Origin of the sequence: Akkermansia muciniphila, assembly GCF_030848305.1 — a bacterium.
Lineage (GTDB): Bacteria > Verrucomicrobiota > Verrucomicrobiia > Verrucomicrobiales > Akkermansiaceae > Akkermansia > Akkermansia muciniphila_A.
This window is the reverse complement of the sequence record NZ_CP114598.1, coordinates 1505490-1524636: the sequence shown is the minus strand read 5'-3', so window position 1 is coordinate 1524636 and position 19147 is coordinate 1505490. Positions and strand designations below refer to the sequence as shown.

Below are 19147 nucleotides of genomic sequence, written 5' to 3'. Positions count from 1 at the left end.
TCCATCATTTTATGAAAACTCAGCCTCTTGCATTAAATGCTCTTCTCTGCGTTGGCGCTCTCCTGGCTCCAGCCTTTCTGGCATCCTGTCGGGAAGCCCCCGAACGGCAGGCTCAAATACGCTTTGGCCTTTTTCCCAACGTAACCCATGTCCAGGGGCTGGTTGCCAGGCATTTCAGCCGCACGGGGGAGGGATGGTTTGAAAAACGCATCTTTGAACGGACGGGAAAAAACATCTCCATTCTATGGTATGCTTACAACGCCGGCCCTGGCGCTATGGAAGCCATGTTCGCCAATTCCCTGGATTTTACCTACGTTGGGCCGGGCCCTGCCATTAATGCGTATTCCAAATCCAACGGAACTCTCCTGCAAATCGTAGCGGGAGCCGTACAGGGAGGGTCCGGACTGGTCGTTCCCACCCATTCCGGAGCATACACGCAAAAAGACTTTCAAGGGAAAATCATCGCTACTCCCCAATTGGGCAATACTCAGGATATAGCCTGCCGGACATGGTTGGCCCTGGGAGGCGTAACAGTCACTCAAACCGGAGGAGACGCAAGCATACTTCCTACCCCCAACCCAGAACAGATACCCCTCTTGCGTCAAGGCAAACTGGACGGCTCCTGGACTGTAGAACCATGGATTAGCCGCCTGGAAAAAGAAGCCGGAGGCAAGCTCCTGTTTCTTGAAAAGGATGCCGTAACCACTGTTCTGACAGCCCAAAAGGATTTCCTGAAAAAACAGCCGGACGTGGCGCAGGCCATGATTGAAGCTCACAGAGAACTCACTCTCTGGATCATTGGACATCCCCAGGAAGCTCAAAAAATCGTCGTAGAAGAATTGAGGGAACTTACCCGCTCCAACATTGATCCCGCTTTAATTATCCATGCGTGGCCCAGGTTAGTTCTCACGAATGAAATATCCGAAGAAAAGCTCCACGAATTAGCCAAGGATACGGTACGGAGCGGATTTTACAAGAAACTCCCCCACGTCGAAGGCATCATCTGGAATAATAAAAATAATCCCGCCCATGAGTAGATTATCCATACGAAACGTTTCCAAAAGTTATTTTTCCAGAAAAAAATCGCTTCTGGCTCTTTCTTCCGCCAATCTGGACATAGGGGAAGGAGAATTCATCTGCCTGGTAGGTCCAAGCGGTTGCGGCAAAACAACTCTGCTGAATATGATCGCCGGTCTGATCAAATCGGATACGGGAAGCATCTCCTATGATGGGGAAATAATCTCAGGACCGGGACCGGACAGGACAGTCGTTTTTCAGGATTTCGCCCTGTTCCCCTGGTTAAATGTGCTGCACAACGTAGAATTCGGTCTCCGATTTACCGGAATTCCCCGCGCAAAACGCCTCCAAATAGCTTTGGAAAACCTGAAATCAGTAGGCTTGGACAACTTTGCGCATGCTCGTATCCATGAACTCTCCGGAGGGATGAAACAGCGCGTGGCCATAGCCCGGGCCCTTGCATTGCGTCCCAGGGTTCTCCTGATGGATGAGCCCTTCGCCGCATTGGATGCCATGACCAGGGAACAGCTTTATGCGGACCTCCAGTCCATTTGCGCCGGGCATGGAATTACCGTCGTCTTTGTCACCCATAATGTACGGGAAGCCGTATGCCTGGGAGACAGAGTCATTTTATTTTCATCCCACCCTGGACGTATTTGCGGAGAATTCTGCATTCGTTTGCCGCGCCCGCGCCAAATCAATGATCCGGGAGTGACCCGGCTAGCTTCAAACATCACACGGGCATTAAAATCAATTTCCAGGCCCGCAGAAGAAAAACAAGACGCACAAACATCATGCACCCTTCCATAAAAAATATTCTCCAATCCTCAGTATTCATCTTGCTGGCCTTGGCTATATGGGAATACGGTTCTCTATCCGGCTGGTGGAGGCCTTTCCTATTCCCGGCTCCTTCCGCCATAAGCGGCTATCTTGAAGAAGCAATCAGGGACAACTCTCTCTGGGCCGCTACGGTCGTTACTATCCAGAGACTGCTCCTGGGGTACCTGGCCGGAATCTCCATCGGAATTCCGGCAGGACTTTTATCTGCCCGCTTCCAGCTAATGAGAAACACCATCGGAGTTCTGGCATTGGGATTTCAAGGGCTTCCCAGCGTTTGCTGGGTCCCTCTGGCTATCCTGTGGTTCGGCCAGGAAGAAGCGGCCATCCTGTTCGTCGTTGTCATGGGCACCGTCTGGTCGGTCATACTGGCCACAGAAAATGGACTTGCCAACGTCCCTCCGATTTATGCCCGCGCAGCACGGACAATGGGAGCCGGCTCTGCCTACACGCTGCTCTTCGTCACGCTTCCGGCCTCTGCTCCATTCATCGTCAGCGGCATGAAGCAGGGATGGGCCTTTTCCTGGCGCTCCCTGATGTCCGCAGAAATTTTTGTTCCCATCCTGACAGGACTGGGATTGGGACAGCTCCTGCACTTCGGAAGAGAACTCAATTCCATGGAGCAGGTCATGGGCATCATGTTCGTTATTATTCTCATAGGCCTGCTCTCAGACAAACTCATCTTCTCCCCCTTGGAACAAGCCATCTACAGACGCTGGGGGACTAATTTAGCTTAACCAACAGAAAATATCATGACTAAAGAAGGATACACATCCAACGAACGAATCAAGGAGGAAAGCGATTTCCTCAGAGGAAACATCTCTGACCTCCTCCATGACGGCAGCATTACCCATTTCCCGTCCGAAGAAGAATTTCTTTTGAAATTTCACGGGATTACCCAGCAGGATAACCGGGATGAACGGCTTATCCGGAAGAAAAACGGACAGGAAAGAAACTGGTTATTCATGTTGAGGCTGCGCCTCCCCGGGGGCCGCATGACGCCCAGCCAATGGCTAGCCGCGGAAACGCTAAGCGACCAATTCGGCAACGGCACCCTTAAACTTACGACACGCCAGGCCATTCAAATCCACGGAGTCGTCAAACAGGACTTGAAACAGACCATGAAAGATATCCACCACGCGGCCATCACCACGATTGCCGCCAGTGGGGACGCCACGCGCAATGTCATGGTTTCTCTGCACCCGGAAGATTCCGGCATCCATGAAACTGTCTTCAATCAAGCCCGGGAACTCTCCCGAAAACTGGAACCGCAGACGCACGCCTATCATGAAATATGGCTGGATGCCAAACGAATCTACTCGGGCGCGGAAGAAGAGCCTTTGTACGGTCCCGGCTATTTGCCGCGCAAATTTAAAATCGCTTTTACGCTTCCCCCGGAAAATGATGTGGATGTGTACGCCCAGGACCTGAGCTTCGTGGCTATTGAAAAAGAAGGGAAACTCCTGGGATATGACATCCTGGCCGGCGGAGGAATGGGCTATGCTTACGGCAATCCCGGTTCTTTCCCCCGCCTTGCGGATATTATCGGATTCTGTTTCCCGGAACAGGTGGAGGAAGTAGCCCGGCAGGTGCTTTTGATCCATAAAGAATTCAGCACCCGCTGCAACAGAAAAACATCCCGGCTCAGGTATACCATTGCCGGCAAAGGGCTGGACTGGTTCACTAACGAACTTGCAACACGCCTTCCATTTCCGCTTCAAGCGGCCAGACCTTTTTCATTATCTACGAACGGAGACGCCGCAGATGTTCCTGGCCGCCAGACCATTGAAATTGAAGGAGGCCGCATCCAGAATTCAAACAGGCAACAGCTCAAAACCGCTTTTCATGAAATAGCTTCCATTCATCAAGGAGATTTTTTCATCACAGGTAATCAGAATCTGGTCATTGACGGCATCACACCGGATACTGCCGAGCAAATCAAATCCATCATTGGGAAGTACAATCTTCTCCCCAACGATTCGGGGCTCAGGCGCAATTCCTCCGCCTGTACCAGCCTGCCATTTTGCCCGCAGGCCCTTACAGACTCCGAAAGGCTGCTTCCAAAACTGGTGGATGAACTGGAACCGCAGTTAAAAGAACTGGGGCTATGGGACGAAGACATTTCCATCCGCATGACCGGGTGTCCCAACGGATGCTCCAGACCATATCTGGCAGAACTGGCTTTCGTCGGCAGAGGTCCGGGCAAGTACAATATCTGGATGGGCGGTTCCAGAAGAGGAGACAGGCTGGGCTTCATCTATCAGGAATCTGTACCCGTAAAGGAAATCGCAGACGTGCTCCGACCAGTATTTGCACGTTTTGCGGCGGAACGCAACCAGGGGGAAGGATTCGGTGACTGGAGCATCCGCGCATTACATCCGCAATCTTTATAAAAGCATAAACACCCGGAGCCGTTTTTGCCGCGGACGGCTCCGGGGCAAATCCTGCTATCTTTGAAAATCAAAAAAGATACGCCAAAAATAAAATTATAAAGCCTTTTCTCCCCCCCCAGGAAAAACATCCCTCCGTCGCCGCCAGGAGCTCTCATTACACCCTGCTAACGCTGAAACAATACACGGCGGGGTTAATCAGGGCCAGGGGAAGATAAAACACGGCAAAGGAAAGCGAACCGCCATACAAAACCAGGCACAGGATGGACATGACAAACAGAACGCTGATTTTCAAGCTCCGCGCCCAGTCCAGACGATGCACCAGCCAGACCAGGGCGGCGCACACAAAACCAATAACCGCGCACAACACGCCGCCCAGGGTCAAAAACTGCATGTAGCTGGAACAGAACTGCTCCAGCCACCGCACATTATCCGGACCCGGAGGATTCCCTTCCCAGGCAAAAACACCCGGCGGCAACAGCACCCACAACAGCACGGAAAAAAATACCAGACGGTCCGTATTAAGGCGATAAGTCATGCGCTTTCATGATACCATTTCCGTGCACGGGATAACAAGGGAAATCGCCCGTGCGCCGCGGTTCCGGGAACGGCAGGATTTACAAGGGGGCAAAGGCGGACTCTCCGGCTCCATTAACGGCTATTCCGTCTATTTCCACCAGCCAGCCGGGGCGGCAGACAGGGGCTTTCAGCATCACATGCGGCACTGCGGCCAACGGAGAGTCCATCAGCCGGTTCCGAACCGTTTCCCGGTCTGCCCAGTCGCGCAGGTACACTACGGCCTGCTTCAGGTCGGACAGGCTTCCCCCGCTCCTTTCCATCAGGGCGCTCATATTTTCCAGGGTGCGGGCCGTCTGGCCCACCACGTCCCCCGGATGGACAATGTTTCCCTCCGCGTCAATACTGGCGGTGCCAGAAAGGAAATAATGGGAGCGGTCCCCATACACAATACGGACGCCGCGCTCAAAGGCCACCCGGTACACATGCGTGGGGGACAGGTAGTCCGGCGCTTCCATGTACCGGACCTGCCCGGGCTCCAGCCCCGCGATGCCCAGACTGTCCATATGCAGCAGGCGGCCCGGCAGTTCCGTACAGCCTTCAATACCGGTACTGGCGATGAAATGGCTCTCCGCCGTCAGCCCGTAACGGTCAAAGCATCCGTTGCGGCCTTCCACCAATCCCCGGTAATTGTTGTCAATATCCCGGCAGTAAATCCAGGTGCGGTGAATCAAATCCGGCACGGCTCCCCCCTGTAAGGCGGCAATCCGGTCCAGCCAGCGGAATTCCTCCCGCATCTGGCCGCAGCTGTCCGGGGAGGAAAATTCCCTCTTGCCCGCCAGGAACAGACGGTAATGAGCGCGGAGGGCTTCCACGACTGTTCCGCCCGGCTCCGCCCTACGCCTTTTTCCCAGCATTCCGCCGATGTGCCAGGCTTCCAGAGCCACGCGGGCCCCGTTCGCAGGGGGCTGTCCAACTATGGAAACATAAGAATTCCGTTCTCCTATTATCTGCCGCAGCGGAGCCGACTGGCGCACCGGGTCGCTGACATGGAAACGCAGCAGGAATTCATCTTCTTCCCCGCCCCCCAGATTGCGGTACCTGGCCATCAGGGAACGCAGTTCTTCCTCAAAACTCGCGCCCGGCTCCGCCGTCATGCAGAAGAAGCGTTCTTCCGCCCCGTTTTTTCCGGACCATTCCAGTCGTTCAGGTACATTCGCCGTCATGATGACCTCCCGCCCCTTTACAGGGACTGCACGTAATTGATCAAATCCTCCAGTTCACGGTTATTCAGGGAACTCGTCTTCCCGCGGAGATCCCCCGGATTGCATGTCGTGATGGCTTCCCGTATCGTCTTCGCACGGCCGTCGTGCAGGTAAGGGGCGGTCCGCCACACTTCCACCAGGGAGGGCACCAGAACGCTTTTACCTTCATCCAGCCCCGTAGTCGTCCCCGTGGCCACCAGTTCCTTGTTAGTGAAGTAAGGATGGGGGTGGCACCGCACGCACCCGGCTGTTTTAAACACTTCCCTGCCCCTCCGGGCAGATTCGGACAAGGCGCCCCTTTCCACGCCGGGAGCATGGCACTGGGCGCACCCCTCCCCCCCTGTCTGCTGTTTGGAAGGGGTATGCGCCACCAGGAACGGGCTGGGAACTTCCTTCATGTTTTTCAGGTACGCATTCACGCATTCCGCCAATTCACCGGAAGGTTCCAGAAACTGGATATGCACAAAGCCTGCCGTCACGGCCACTTCCGCAGAGGCGCGGACGCCCAGCGTCATCACCGGGCTCGTCCGGTGGGAAAGGAACATGGTGCGCGTATTTTTCGGGTTGCCCATGCCGTCATTCAGCAGATCCCAGTTCAGGCCGTCCACCCGGCCATCCGGGTGGCAGGTGGCGCAGCTCTGCCACCCCTGGAAGCAATGGGAAGCGTCATTAAAATACTGTTCCCCCAGTTTTTCCCGGGAAGGCCGGAATGGGGCATTCAGGGGAATTGCCCTGGATTTGCAGGCATCCTTCAGGGAGATTTCTGCCAGAGAATCAGAAAAGTATCCGGCCACATAAACGTTTTTCCCATCGGAGGCCACGGAGCGCGGGCCGTTCAAGGGCAGAGCGATCCGGGTGCGGAGACCGTGCAGGAAACCAAGCCTTTCGGAAACCGGCTCATTGCTCCGGTCTTCCCGCTTCATGCGCTCCAGCAGGGCCGGGAAATCAATTACGGAGAGTTCATGCGTCCCCGCATGCGTCACGAACAGTTTTCCGCCATCTTCGGAAAAAGAAACGCCCCACGGATTGGCCGCCCCCGCATCCGGATCATCCAGCAGAACGGGATGAGGCTTGTCCGGCTCGTCCGTATCGATAACCGTCACGGCATTCGTATTCATCCAGCCGCGGTCCAGCTGCGTGGTGGGCACCTGGTACCGGCTCAATACATGCGCCACGGCCAGATAGCGTCCATCCGGGCTTATCGCCATGCCGCGCACGCCCTGCGTCCCGTTGGAAAGCGGGAAATGGACAGCTTTTCCGTCTTCCACCAGAGTCAGCGCGGCAGCCGTGAAATCCCCGTCCGCAGCCCCGGCCGGCAAATGGCCGGCAGCCCAGATTTTCCTGCCGTCCGGAGAAACGGCCAGCACTACGGGTTCACGGGGGACATTCCAGGAATTCAGCACGGTTCCGGCAGCGGCGTCCATTTCCAGCACGCGGGAATCAAACCGGCAGGCCACATACAGCTTCCCTTCCCGCAGCACAGGAGACATGGGCGTATGCCCGGCAGGAAAAGAACGCTTCAATTCCCCGCTTTCCAGGTCCACTACTTCCACCACTCCGCGCGCTCCCCCCTCCGCCACATAAACCGTCGCGCCATCCACGACCATGCCGTTGGGAGGCTGGGCCAGCCGGATGCTTTTCACCTTTTCCCCGGAAGCAGGGTCCACCAGTTCCAGCACGCGGCTCTCATGCCCCAGCACAGCAACCAGGTGATTAACGACCTTCACATCCACCGGAGCCAGAGGGCTGGAAGCGGCATCCTCCCCCTGCCTGCATGAAATGAGGACCAGCAGACAGCCAAGAACAGTCGCAGAGACGCGGAACATTTTTGTCAGTTTCATGGCAATTTCAACAATCAGTCTTCTATGATCACCCGGAACCCCACGTTGTACACCGGACGCCAGCCGGGATATCCCCAGCGCCAGGAGGATGTGGCCCGTCTGGGACGGTCATACCAGGAACCGCCGCGCACCGCACGGGGAACACGGGAATCCAGGCTTTCATTGCGTCCGTCCCCTTCCTTCCAGGGATAGGGCCTGTATTCGGAACGGGTCCATTCCGCGGCATTGCCGATCATGTCGTACAATCCGTAGGCATTCGGCTTGTAACTCTTGACGGGGGCCAGGTGAAGCTTTCCGTCATTGTATGTTTCATCCCTCGGCACGAAGTCCCAGAAACGGTTGGGATTTTTAATCGGCTTGGGATCCACGCCGGAAACGGCCAGCTCCTTCAGCGTCACGTCCCCCAGGTTGGCATACGCGGAAAAATCCGCATCCCGTTCCCCGAAGAAGAAATCCGTATCCGCGCCCCCCCTGGCCGCGTATTCCCACTGCGCTTCCGTAGGCAGGGTCACTTTTTTCCCGGTTTTCCCGGAAAGCCAGCGGCAAAATTCCATGGCCCGGGCCCAAGGCACCCGGATGACGGGAAAACGCGGATCGGCATCCATGTCGTAGCCGGGCTTCACCTGATCCTTGTAATGCATGTCATACCATCCGTTAGCATACTCCGGGTCGAAGCGGCGGTATTGTTCCAGCGTCACTTCCGCCTCTCCCATCCAGAACGGCCTTTCAATCCCCACCGTGGAAACAGGACGTTCCGCCGGTGTTTCCCGTTCATTCCCCATCCTGAACTTCCCTGCGGGAATGCGGCGGAACGTCATGTTCACGCCGTCCCCCAAATCCACAGTCAGCGTTTCATTTCTCGGTTCTGGAACGGGAACGCTCTTTTCTCCGGCGCGGGTAATGGATTTCCCGGCGTCAGGGATGGAACCGCCGCCGCTTCTCCGGAACAGGGAATCCTTCATCGTCACGTAATTACGTTCCGCTCCTGAAAATCTGCCGTGCAGGTCATAACGGCGTTTCAGCAGCCCTTCATTGCGCTCTCCCGGCCATTCGCCCAGATAAGGGGCATTCATATCCATCCACGTGACCAGGCGGTTCCAGTCCTCCTGCGGCATGTCCACGCCATGGTGGCCTTTTTTAAGGAGCTGGTAAAGCTCCGACGTATCCGCGAAAAACTCCGTGGGGGCCAGCCCCAGATAGTTCCCCTCCGGGCCGTTGCGGCGCACATAGGGGTGAAGGTTCCAATAAGAGACGGAGCCGGGGGCGGGCGCCCCCTTGACGGCCTCCAATGTCATGAAATCCGGCACTCCTTCACGGGCCTTGCCTTCCGCTGTGTGGCAGCGTATGCAATGGCGGTCCAGCACGGGCTGCACTTCATTCATGAAGGAGAAGGTACGCGCGGGGCCGTACCACGGGACGATAGAGGCGGGTTTCTGGCGGGAGGCCATGACCGCCCTGACGGGTGGAGCGCAGTTCTGCCGTTCATGGCAGCCGATGCAGCTGAGCGTTTCCCCCGGCATGGCGGTAAACCAGCTCCGCATCAGCGCCAGGGCGCGCCCCTCCCCGTCCAGCACCTGAAGCGTCAAAGGCTGGCAGGCGGGAGCCGTGAAGATGGCGGAACCGTCAGGATTCACGGGCACGGTGCCGTACAGCACTTTCAAGTCCCAATTGCTCTCCATGCCCATGGCATAGTGGCTTCCCGTATTGCGGGGGCTGTACTCGGACATGAACACGCGCAGGGCCCTGGCTTCCCCTCTGGGCACTCCGGCCATGGCGCGGCCCCGGTACACGTCGGAAATATAAACCGTAGCCGTCTTGCTTTCCGTCTTCACCCGGTCATGCAGCACGGGCGGTTTTTGGCGCGGCCCCAGGGGCGCGGGGTCTGCATAGACGAAGTAGGAGGAGGCCGTGAGAGGAACGATGTTATCGTATATGTCGCACCAGACCACATTGGTCACGCCCTGGTCGCCGGAAGGGGAGGAAACGACCAGGAAACACTCGTCATTCAACGGATAAGGTTCTGCGAAATAAGGAGTCTTCAATCCCTGCACCAGCTGATCTTTGGTCACGTTTTCCACGGGCTTTCCATGCCCCGGAATCTTCTGAACGGCACCCTCCGTGGCGGCGCGTCCCCTGTTCACGTCAAAAAGCACCAGTTCCCCCAGCCTCTTGACTCCATGGTGCCCGCTGACAATGCCCGCAAACATGCCCGGCCTGCCGGGGAGGGGCCGCGCGTTGAACAAGCTGTTGGGCCAATAGGAGTTGGAACCATAGTATTCCTTCTGGTCGCTGCCGTCCGGATTCATGTGCATCAGCACGCGGCTGAAATAGTGGGCGCTTTCCGTGTACTCCCAGCGCAGGAACATCACCCTGCCGTCCGGCAGCATGGTAGGGAACCAGTTATTGTCCTGGTCAAAGGTAAGCCGGCGGGTCGTTTTCTTTTCCCGGTCGTAAAGGTGGAGGTTGCCCACGTAATCCACCCCGGCCACGCAGGGCACCCCCTGCATGCCGGAAGTATTGACGAAAATAATCCGGCCGTCCGGAAGGTAGCAGGAATTATAGCTGTCCGTATCCGCCGGCATATGCGCGGTAAGGGATTCCTTTTTCCCGGTTTTCAAGTCCAGCTCAAACACGTCCCAGGGCCTGTTTTCCTTCTTACCGAATCCATTCCCGGTGAACATGAGCTTCTCCCCGGAAAAATCAATATCCAGATGCCCGACCCAGCGGTCGTCCGCCAGCAGCTGCTCCACAGGGGAAGAAGAGGAAACCCCGTTAAATTTCACAATGCCGCTGCGGTATTTGCGTCCGGTCCCCGGCATGCTGGAAATACCCTGCCAGTTCGCCGAACGGTCATGATTGAAAGAACTTTTCCCGGACGGATTGAAACGCCGCACGCTCACCCATGCCTTCAGGCCGTTCTGTTCCGGCAGGGCTTCAATCAGGGCTTTTCTCCGCAGATCCACCATCTCCCGCAGCCGGGCCGCCTGTCCCGGCCCGGCCTGCTCCACCCACCGGTCCAGAGGCCCCAGCTCCTTCTCCCACTCATCCAGCCGCGCCAGGAAACCTTCCGCTCCGGCGTACCGTTCCCCGTACTTGTCCCGGTTTCGCTTCACCGCGCGGCGGATGGCCGCAGAGTCGTAATAGGCCGCCAGTTTCTTCAGCCTGAGGAAACGGACTCGTTCCTGAATGGCTTCCTGATGCTTAACCAGGTCATCCCAGGAAGAAACGGCTCCAATACTCTCTGCCGGAACGGAAAGAATTTCCGCCAGCGCGGAGCCGGCAGCCTTCCCGTCCGGCCATGCCTGAAATACGGGAACCAGCAGAACCATCGCATCCCCGCAATCGTCGGCGGCAGCCGGCTCGGAAAGGGAAGCCGCATACTCCGCCGTCCTTGTCCACACCTGCCGCATCCATGCATCCTTCTCTTTCACGGAAAACGCAGGCGGAATTACGGCCAGCTCCCGCAGCCAGGGCTGCAAACCGGAAGCATGGAGCATTCCTGCTCCCAGCAAGGCGCAGGAACATGAAAAAAGGCGTAGAAAGGAAATATAGGCAGGCATGGCGTATGGTTTTCAAATAATACGCCAGGGAAATTCTTTTTCATTCAATTGGAAAATCACTTTCCAACATTTTTATCCCAAACGAAAGATAATGAACGGATAGCTTAATTAAGCCGGATATCCAAACCGGAAATCCGCCGTGAATTTCAAGAGGCCCCTGCTAAAGCCGGACGCCCCGCCGGCCCAGCCGGGCAGGAAACGGAAAAATTAAAATCATTCTGCCCGTCGATTCCCGGTTTTTGGAAAAGGCAGGCAGAAGAGAAAAGGGTCAGCCGGGCATTCAGGCATCCTCCAGCATCCGGGGGCGCAGCAGATACACCTTGTCCCGGCGGCGCACCTGTTCGGGAACCGCCAGATAGACGGTTTCTCCCTTTTGAGCGGCTTCTACGGATTCCATTCCCTCTGCCGTCTCCTTCCGCATGGCGGCCACTTCCATGCGGACGGCTCCCGTAGTGGGACCTGCTATAAGGATGGTTTGTCCCACGGACAAGCCGCCGGCTTCCAGGAACAGGGCTGCCACCCCGTTCTTCTTATAGAAGTTTTCTACTCTGGCAATGTGGATCTTCAACAGGGCTGCGCGGCTGTTGGCTGAACCGCTCCATTCCCCCCACTTCACGCCCAGGTAATACCCGCCCTGCCAGAATCCCCGGTTGAAAACGGATTCCAGCCGTTTCATCCACGCTTCCGCCCTGTCCGCGGAAAAGGTTCCGTCCTGGCACGCCCGCGCGGCTTCCCGGTACACGGAGGTGACCGTCCTGACGTAATCCGAGGAACGTCCGCGCCCTTCCAGCTTCAGTACGGAGACACCCGCGTCTAGAAGCTGGTCCAGCACCGGAATGGTGCACAGGTCCTTGGGAGACATCACGTATTTATTGTCTATCACCAGCTCATTGCCCGTTTCCTCGTCCGTCACGCGGTAGGCGCGGCGGCAGTTCTGGAAACAGGCCCCCCGGTTGGCGGAGGAGTTGTAGGCCGCCAGGCTCATGTGGCATTTGCCGGACACGGCCACGCATAACGCCCCGTGGGCGAAAATTTCCACCCGCAGCAGCTCCCCGGAGGGGCCTTTCACGCCCTCCTTCCGGATGGATTCAATAATGTGCCTGATTTGCGCCAGGGTAAGTTCCCGGGCCAGCACCACCACATCCGCGTACTGCGCGTAAAATCTGACGGAGGCCATGTTGCAGACATTGGCCTGCACGGACATATGGACTTCCAGCCCAATGGAACGCGCATAAGAAATCACCGCCAGGTCGGAAGCGATGACGGCATCCACACCAGCCTTCCGGGCAGCGGAGCACAGGGCATGCACCGCTTCCAGCTCTTCATCGTACACGATGATATTCAGCGTCAGATAAGCTTTGGCGCCCGCCTCATGGCAGCGCGCGACGATTTCCGGCAAATCTTCTTCCGAAAAATTGACCGTGGCGCGGGAACGCATGTTCAGTTTGCCTACGCCGAAGTACACGGAGTCCGCTCCGCCCTGCAAGGCGGCCGCCAGGGATTCAAACGACCCCGCCGGGGCCATGATTTCTATCCGGTTTTGAAAAGGCATGAGTCAAAGTCCTCCGGGTTCTTCCGTCAGAATGACGGAAATTCTTCCTTTGGGAAAGCATTTAACGATAGACATGTGGATGTTGCACAGGCGGTCCGGGGAATTGCAATCCGCGCAGATTCCGGTGTGCATGCAGGGGGTCCTGAACCCTTCATGCCGCCTGGCGTTCAGGGGCGCAATGCGGCGGATGCGTTCCCGGGCCTCTGCCGGCGTGGCCACCAGCTTGTTGGAACCGGCCAGCAGAATGACATGCCGGGGTCCGAATGCCACCGGAGCCACACGGTTGCCCACCATGTCCACCCAGTGCAGGGTCCCTTCCATGCTGACGGCATTAACGCCGGTTAAAAACAGGTCCGCCGTCATGCCCCGGCGGCGGATCTCCCATTTTTCCTCCCGATCCATGCCCGGGACAAAGCCGTCATAAAACTGAATGTCCGGATTGGAGCGCAGGTCATCAAGAATGCCCGCAGCCTTCAAGGTCATGGAATCCCCATAGGAAGCGGACGACGGACTGAACTCCCGCACCAGGCCGCGCATCACCTCCGCAGCCTCCTTCAGGCCCGGCACTACAAAGCTCCGGAATCCGCGCCGTTCCAGACGTCCGGCACATTGCTCCAATGAAAGGGGGTCTTCCATAAAAACGGCCCATGAAGCCCCCTGCTCCGGCATGGCGCCGGAGCAGGAAAACCTGAATATTATTCTTCCGCCGGAGTTTCCATTTCACCGGACACTTCCCCGGCTCCCGCGTCTTCCGTTTCCGCCGGGGCTTCTTCATCCTCATCATCGGGAATGACGATGGAAATGTCCTGAATGGATTCGCCCTCATTCAGCGTCATGAGCTTCACGCCCTGGGTGGCGCGGCCCGTTTCACGCACGGTCGCCACCTTAATGCGGACGGATTGTCCGGCCGTGGTCATCAGCATCAGCTCGTCTTCGTCGGACACGACCGTGGCGGAAACCACCTTGCCGGTCTTGTCCGTGCAGTTCATGGTCTTGATGCCGGTGCCGCCGCGGCCCTGCGTGCGGTATTCGTCAAAGGAAGTGCGCTTGCCGAGGCCGTTTTCAGAAGCCACCAGCAGGGTTTTCTGCGGGTCCACAATGGCCAGGGCCACTACATAGTCCCCCGCCCGCGGGCGGATGCCGCGGACGCCGATGGTGTTGCGGCCCTGCGTACGCAGATCTTCTTCCGGGAAGCGGATGCTCATGCCGTCATGCGTGACGAGAACGATTTCATCGGCCCCGCTGGTAAGTTCCGCGTTCACCAGACTGTTGCCTTCCTCCAGATTAATGGCGATGATGCCGGCCTTGCGGTAATTGGCGAAATCGTTCAGGCTGGTTTTCTTCACCGTGCCGTCCTTCGTGGCGAAAACAACATTGCCGCTGCCTTCTGCAAAGGTAATGTCATTGCCTTTTTCATCCACCCGGCGTTCCAGGCGCAGGATGGCAGCGATGGCTTCTTCCGGCTGGAGATCCAGCAGGTTCTTGATATTGCGGCCCTGCGCGCTGCGCGCCGCCTCGTCAATCTCATACACGCGGTCCACGTACACGCGTCCGGTGTTCGTAAAGAACATCAGGTAGTCGTGGTTCTGGGCGGCGAACAGGTGTTCGATAAAGTCCGCCTCCGCGTCCTTTTTGGCCCCCCTGGTAGTGGCAGCCTTCACGCCCTTGCCTCCGCGCGCCTGCACGCGGTATTCCGCGGAGTTGGTGCGCTTGATGTAGCCGCTGTGCGTGATGGTGACGATCATCGTGTCATTCGGGATGAGATCCTCAATGGCCATATCCCCGGAGAAGGGAATAATGCGCGTGACGCGCGGCGTGGCGTACCTGTCCTTAATCGCCTTCAGTTCGTCCTTCACGATGCCCAGCACGCGGGATTCGTTCGCCAGAATATCCAGGTAGTCCTTGATGCGGACCAGCAGTTCCGCGTATTCCCCGGAAATCTTGTCGTTTTCCAAAGCGGTCAGCTGGTACAGGCGCAGGTCCAGGATGGAGTTCACCTGGCGTTCCGTAAAGACATAGCGGTCCCCCTGGATGGAGGCCTGGGAACGGATCAGGATGCCCAGGCTTTCCGCCGTCTGCGTGGAGAAGGTGTAGTTCTGCAGGCGTTCACGGGCTTCATCCCGGTTTTTGGAATCCCGGATAATGGAAATGAAATCATCCATGTGGTGCAGGGCCAGCAGGAAGGCTTCCAGGCGCTCGGCATCCTTCTCCGCGTCCCCCAGCAGGTAGCGCGTGCGGCGCACGACCACCTCGCGGCGGTGCTCGATGTAGAAGTTGATGGCGTCCATCATGGCGAGCGTCTTGGGGCGGTTGTCATGAATCGCCAGCATATTCACCGCAAAGGAAGTTTCCATAGAGGTGAGCTTGTAAAGCTGGTTCATGACCACCTGCGGGCGGGCATCCCGCTTCAGCTCGATTTCAATGCAGGTTTTCTCGTCGGAAAGGTCCCGGATGCCGGAAATGTCCGTCAGAATTTTATCCTTGTACAGTTCCGCGATGCGTTCCTGGAGGGCGGCGCGGTTCACGCCGAACGGCACTTCCCGGATGATGAGAAGGTCCTTGCCGGAATCCGTTACTTCCATGTCTATCTTGCCGCGGATGCGCACGGAGCCGCGCCCGGTGCGGAAGTAGCTGTCAATGCCTGAAAAGCCCAGCACGTCGCCTCCGGTGGGAAAATCCGGCCCCTTGATGTACTGGCGCAGCTCATCCACCGTCATGTGGGGATTGTCAATCACGGCGCAGATGCCGTCCACCACTTCCCCCAGGTTGTGCGGAGGCATGTTGGTGGCCATCCCCACGGCAATCCCCGTGCCGCCGTTCACCAGCAGGTTCGGGAAAGCGGAGGGGAACACGGTAGGTTCCGTGTGTTCATTGTCGTATGTGGGAACAAAGTCCACGGTGTCCTTGTCCAGATCCGCCATCAGGGCCACGCCCATGCCGGAGAGCTTGGCTTCCGTGTATCGGGCGGCGGCGGGGGGGTCTCCGTCCGGCGTGCCGAAGTTGCCCTGGCCGATCACGAGAATATCCCGCATGGACCAGTCCTGCGCCATGTTCACCAGGGTGCCGTAAATGGCGGCATCCCCGTGGGGGTGGTAATTACCCATCGTGTCGCCCACGATTTTGGAGCATTTGCGGGTCTTGCCCCCGGGGGACAGATTGAGTTCCTTCATGGCGTACAGGATGCGCCGCTGGGAAGGCTTGAGGCCGTCTCTCACGTCCGGCAGGGCGCGGGAGATGATGACGGACATGGAGTAGTCCAGGAAAGAAGTGGAGAGCTCGTTGGCTACATCCACCGGTTTGATTCTATTATTTTCCATGGTGCTGAAAGAGAGTGCGGGGGTTAGATGTCAAGGTTGCGGACATTGAGGGCATGGTCCACGATGTAATTCTTGCGGGGCTCCACCACATCCCCCATCAGGATGGTGAACATTTCATCGGCCCTGACGGCGTTGTCGTCGTTCAGGATGACGCGGAGCAGCTCGCGCCGTTCCGGGTCCATCGTCGTCTTGAACAGGTCCTTGGCGTCCATTTCACCCAACCCTTTGAATCGCGTAATTTCCACCCCGCGCTTGCCGATGGAGATGACGGATTCCAGAATGTCCATGACGGAAAACAGGGGGGTCACTTTTTCCTTGTCCCCCTCGCCCTCCACCAGTTCAAACAGGGGCGTGTCCATGGAGACAATCATATTCCCCGGAATGCCCAGTTCCGCCAGCCGTGCCAGAGCCCGCGTGATGGCTTTGGCTTCATGCAGTTCATGGGTGATGGAGCGGCGGCTGGGCCCCTCCCGTTCCGGAAGCGGATTTTCCAGCAGCTCCTCTTCCGAGGGCATGCCGAAGATGAAAAGGTCCCTGTTTTCGTCGGAAAAGGCAGTCAGGGCCTCCATGTCATGGAAGAAGAGTATTTCCTCTTCATTGCCGCAGCGCACCTTCACCAGGAATTCCGGGAATTCCCCGTTGGCCTCCCGGTGGCTGAGCAGATCTTCCAGGGAACCGCCCTGCGCCTGCATGGATTCCGTATAACGCTGGAGGTTGACCAGCGTTTCCAGAATGGCGGAGAGCTCTTCGGGAGAGAAGGAACGGGAACCGTCCGCGAAACGCAGGGTCACGTCATTAACGGCCAGTTCAATCAGTTTGCGGTTCAGGGCCACGTCATCCTGCACGTACTCTTCCTTTTTCCTGCGGATGATGCGGTACAGGGGCGCCTGGGCGATGTACAGATACCCGGCGCGCACCAGCTGCGGCATGTGGCGGCAGAAGAAAGTGAGAAGGAGGGTGCGGATGTGGGCGCCGTCCACGTCGGCATCAGTCATGATGATGATTTTGTGGTAACGCACACGGTCCAGTTTGAAGGAGGCTTCATCGTCCCCTTCCCCGATTCCGGCGCCGATGGCCGTAATCATGTTCTGGATTTCCTTGCTTCCCAGGGCTTTGTCCAGGCGGGCTTTTTCCACGTTCAGCACTTTCCCGCGCAGGGGCAGGATAGCCTGCGTGCGGCGGTCGCGCCCCATCTTGGCGGAACCGCCTGCGGAGTCACCTTCCACAATGAACAGCTCGCACTTCGCGGGATCCCGGTCGGAACAGTCTGCCAGTTTGCCGGGCAGGCCGCCGATGGAGAGGGCGCTCTTGCGGACTGTTTCGCGCGCCTTGCGGGCGGCTTCCCGGGCACGGGCGGCCGTGATGCTCTTCTCGATGATCTTCTTGGCCATCGCCGGGTTTTCTTCAAAGTACGTCTTGATTTCCTCGTACACGACGTTGCCCACCACGCCTTCAATCTCCGTATTCACCAGCTTGTCCTTCGTCTGGGAGGAGAAACGCGGGTTGGGCATCTTGACGGAAATGACCGCCACCAGGCCTTCACGAACGTCTTCGCCGCTCAGGGAGGGATCTTTTTCCTTCAGCAGGCCGTTGGCCTTCGCGTAACCGTTGATGACGCGCGTCAGGGCGCCGCGGAAACCGGAAAGGTGTGTTCCCCCGTCCCCGTTGTAAATGGAGTTGGCAAAGCAAAGGATGTTCGTTTCATACGTGTTGTTGTACTGGAACACTACGTCCACCAGAACATCGTCCTCCATCTTCTTGCCGTCGTACTCCACTTCCACCTTCCGGACGCCGGAAATGGAAATGGGGTCTTCGTTGATCACTTCCTTGTTCGTGCCCAGCTGGCGGACGAACTCCACAATGCCGTCCTTATAGAAGAACGTTTCCCGGCGCGCCGGAGCTTCACGCTCGTCAATCAGTTCAATGACCAGGCCGGGATTCAGGAAAGCCAGTTCCCGCAGGCGCGTCGTCAGGCGGTCAAACTTGAACTCCGTGGTATCCGTGAAAATGGTGGCGTCCGGGAAAAACGTGATCGTGGTTCCCGTGACTTCACAGGCACAGGAACCTACGGTACGGAGGGGTTCCACCGTCTTGCCTCGCTCAAACTTGATCTGGTAACGCTTGCCGTCCCGGCGCACCTCCGCCTTGAACCAGTCGGACAGGGCGTTCACGCATTTGGCGCCCACACCGTGCAGACCGCCGGAGTACTTGTACGCGCCCTGACCGAATTTGCCGCCCGCGTGCAGGTTGGTCAGAACCAGTTCCACGGCGGGAATGCCGAACTTCGGGTGGATATCCACCGGAATGCCGCGTCCGTTGTCCACGATGGAAATGGAACCGTCCACATGAATGACAATGTCAATCTTGCTGCAATAGCCGGCCAGATGCTCGTCAATGGAGTTATCCAGCACTTCAAATACGCAATGGTGCAAGCCCCGTTCGTCAGGGTCCCCGATGTACATGCCGGGCCGCTTCCGCACGGCCTCCAGGCCTTCCAGTTTGTCAATCTGCGCGGCGCCGTATTCATGCTGCGCCGTCGTGGAAACGGTGGTTTCAACAACCTCGTTGGTATCTTCGGACATAACCGAAATATACTACGCTTATCTTAATTTTTTGCAAGGCTAATATTATAAAACGCGTGCGCGCGCGTAGGACCTGTCCGTTCAAAACTCCGCTGAAATCGCATAAAAAAGGCCCTGTTACTCGCGTTCCGTTTTTTTCCGGCTCCGAATAGCGGAAGAGGGGGCCGGGAACATTTGGCGCGTTTTTACCTCATTTTTGCCCCTCTTGGGGCACTGGCGGGTTTTCCCTGGGCAACAGAGCCGTTCCGGAGTTGTTCCGGAACGGCTCTG

At 57.5% G+C, this 19147-nt stretch carries 12 protein-coding genes; 4 read left to right on the top strand and 8 right to left on the bottom strand.

Annotated features, from left to right (window positions below; translation table 11 throughout):
• The first annotated feature begins 11 nt into the window (after positions 1 to 11).
• Genes O4G22_RS06585 through O4G22_RS06570 form a run of 4 tightly spaced genes read left to right on the top strand, consistent with a single transcriptional unit; the run spans position 12 to position 4247 of the window.
• A complete protein-coding gene (locus O4G22_RS06585; RefSeq protein ID WP_306701314.1) occupies positions 12 to 1037 on the top strand; it encodes an ABC transporter substrate-binding protein in 1026 nt (341 codons plus the stop codon).
• Positions 1030 to 1827 (top strand): ABC transporter ATP-binding protein, encoded by a 798-nt coding sequence (locus O4G22_RS06580; RefSeq protein WP_306701313.1) that lies wholly within the window; start codon positions 1030 to 1032, stop codon positions 1825 to 1827. Before O4G22_RS06585 ends, O4G22_RS06580 begins: the two co-directional genes overlap by 8 nt.
• Positions 1828 to 1856: 29 nt before the next feature.
• Positions 1857 to 2591 (top strand): ABC transporter permease, encoded by a 735-nt coding sequence (locus O4G22_RS06575; protein WP_306713833.1) that lies wholly within the window; start codon positions 1857 to 1859, stop codon positions 2589 to 2591.
• A 15-nt stretch (positions 2592 to 2606) separates the two neighbouring features.
• Complete coding sequence (locus O4G22_RS06570) at positions 2607 to 4247, top strand: NADPH-dependent assimilatory sulfite reductase hemoprotein subunit (RefSeq protein WP_102758931.1); 1641 nt, start codon at positions 2607 to 2609, stop codon at positions 4245 to 4247.
• Positions 4248 to 4401: 154 nt separating this feature from the next.
• Here the strand turns inward: O4G22_RS06570 and O4G22_RS06565 are convergent, their stop codons facing one another.
• The 8 genes from O4G22_RS06565 to gyrB form a co-directional block, all read right to left on the bottom strand.
• Positions 4402 to 4782, bottom strand: coding sequence for a hypothetical protein (locus O4G22_RS06565; protein ID WP_306701311.1), 381 nt, complete (start codon positions 4780 to 4782; stop codon positions 4402 to 4404).
• A gap of 79 nt (positions 4783 to 4861) precedes the next feature.
• Positions 4862 to 5986: a Rid family hydrolase gene (locus O4G22_RS06560; RefSeq protein WP_306701310.1), complete on the bottom strand. Its 1125-nt coding sequence runs from the start codon at positions 5984 to 5986 to the stop codon at positions 4862 to 4864.
• 17 nt (positions 5987 to 6003) lie between these two features.
• Complete coding sequence (locus O4G22_RS06555) at positions 6004 to 7866, bottom strand: PQQ-binding-like beta-propeller repeat protein (protein ID WP_306701309.1); 1863 nt, start codon at positions 7864 to 7866, stop codon at positions 6004 to 6006.
• 14 nt (positions 7867 to 7880) lie between these two features.
• A complete protein-coding gene (locus O4G22_RS06550) occupies positions 7881 to 11426 on the bottom strand; it encodes an SUMF1/EgtB/PvdO family nonheme iron enzyme (RefSeq protein ID WP_306701308.1) in 3546 nt (1181 codons plus the stop codon).
• Positions 11427 to 11706: 280 nt separating this feature from the next.
• Complete coding sequence (locus O4G22_RS06545) at positions 11707 to 12978, bottom strand: peptidase U32 family protein (RefSeq protein WP_306701307.1); 1272 nt, start codon at positions 12976 to 12978, stop codon at positions 11707 to 11709.
• A 3-nt stretch (positions 12979 to 12981) separates the two neighbouring features.
• Positions 12982 to 13614, bottom strand: a complete 633-nt coding sequence (locus O4G22_RS06540) for a lactate utilization protein (protein ID WP_295979047.1) — start codon at positions 13612 to 13614, stop codon at positions 12982 to 12984.
• Between the two features lie 59 nt (positions 13615 to 13673).
• Positions 13674 to 16295: a DNA gyrase subunit A gene (gene gyrA / locus O4G22_RS06535; protein WP_306701306.1), complete on the bottom strand. Its 2622-nt coding sequence runs from the start codon at positions 16293 to 16295 to the stop codon at positions 13674 to 13676.
• A gap of 23 nt (positions 16296 to 16318) precedes the next feature.
• Positions 16319 to 18877 (bottom strand): DNA topoisomerase (ATP-hydrolyzing) subunit B, encoded by a 2559-nt coding sequence (gyrB, locus tag O4G22_RS06530; RefSeq protein WP_102731945.1) that lies wholly within the window; start codon positions 18875 to 18877, stop codon positions 16319 to 16321.
• Positions 18878 to 19147 lie beyond the last annotated feature (270 nt).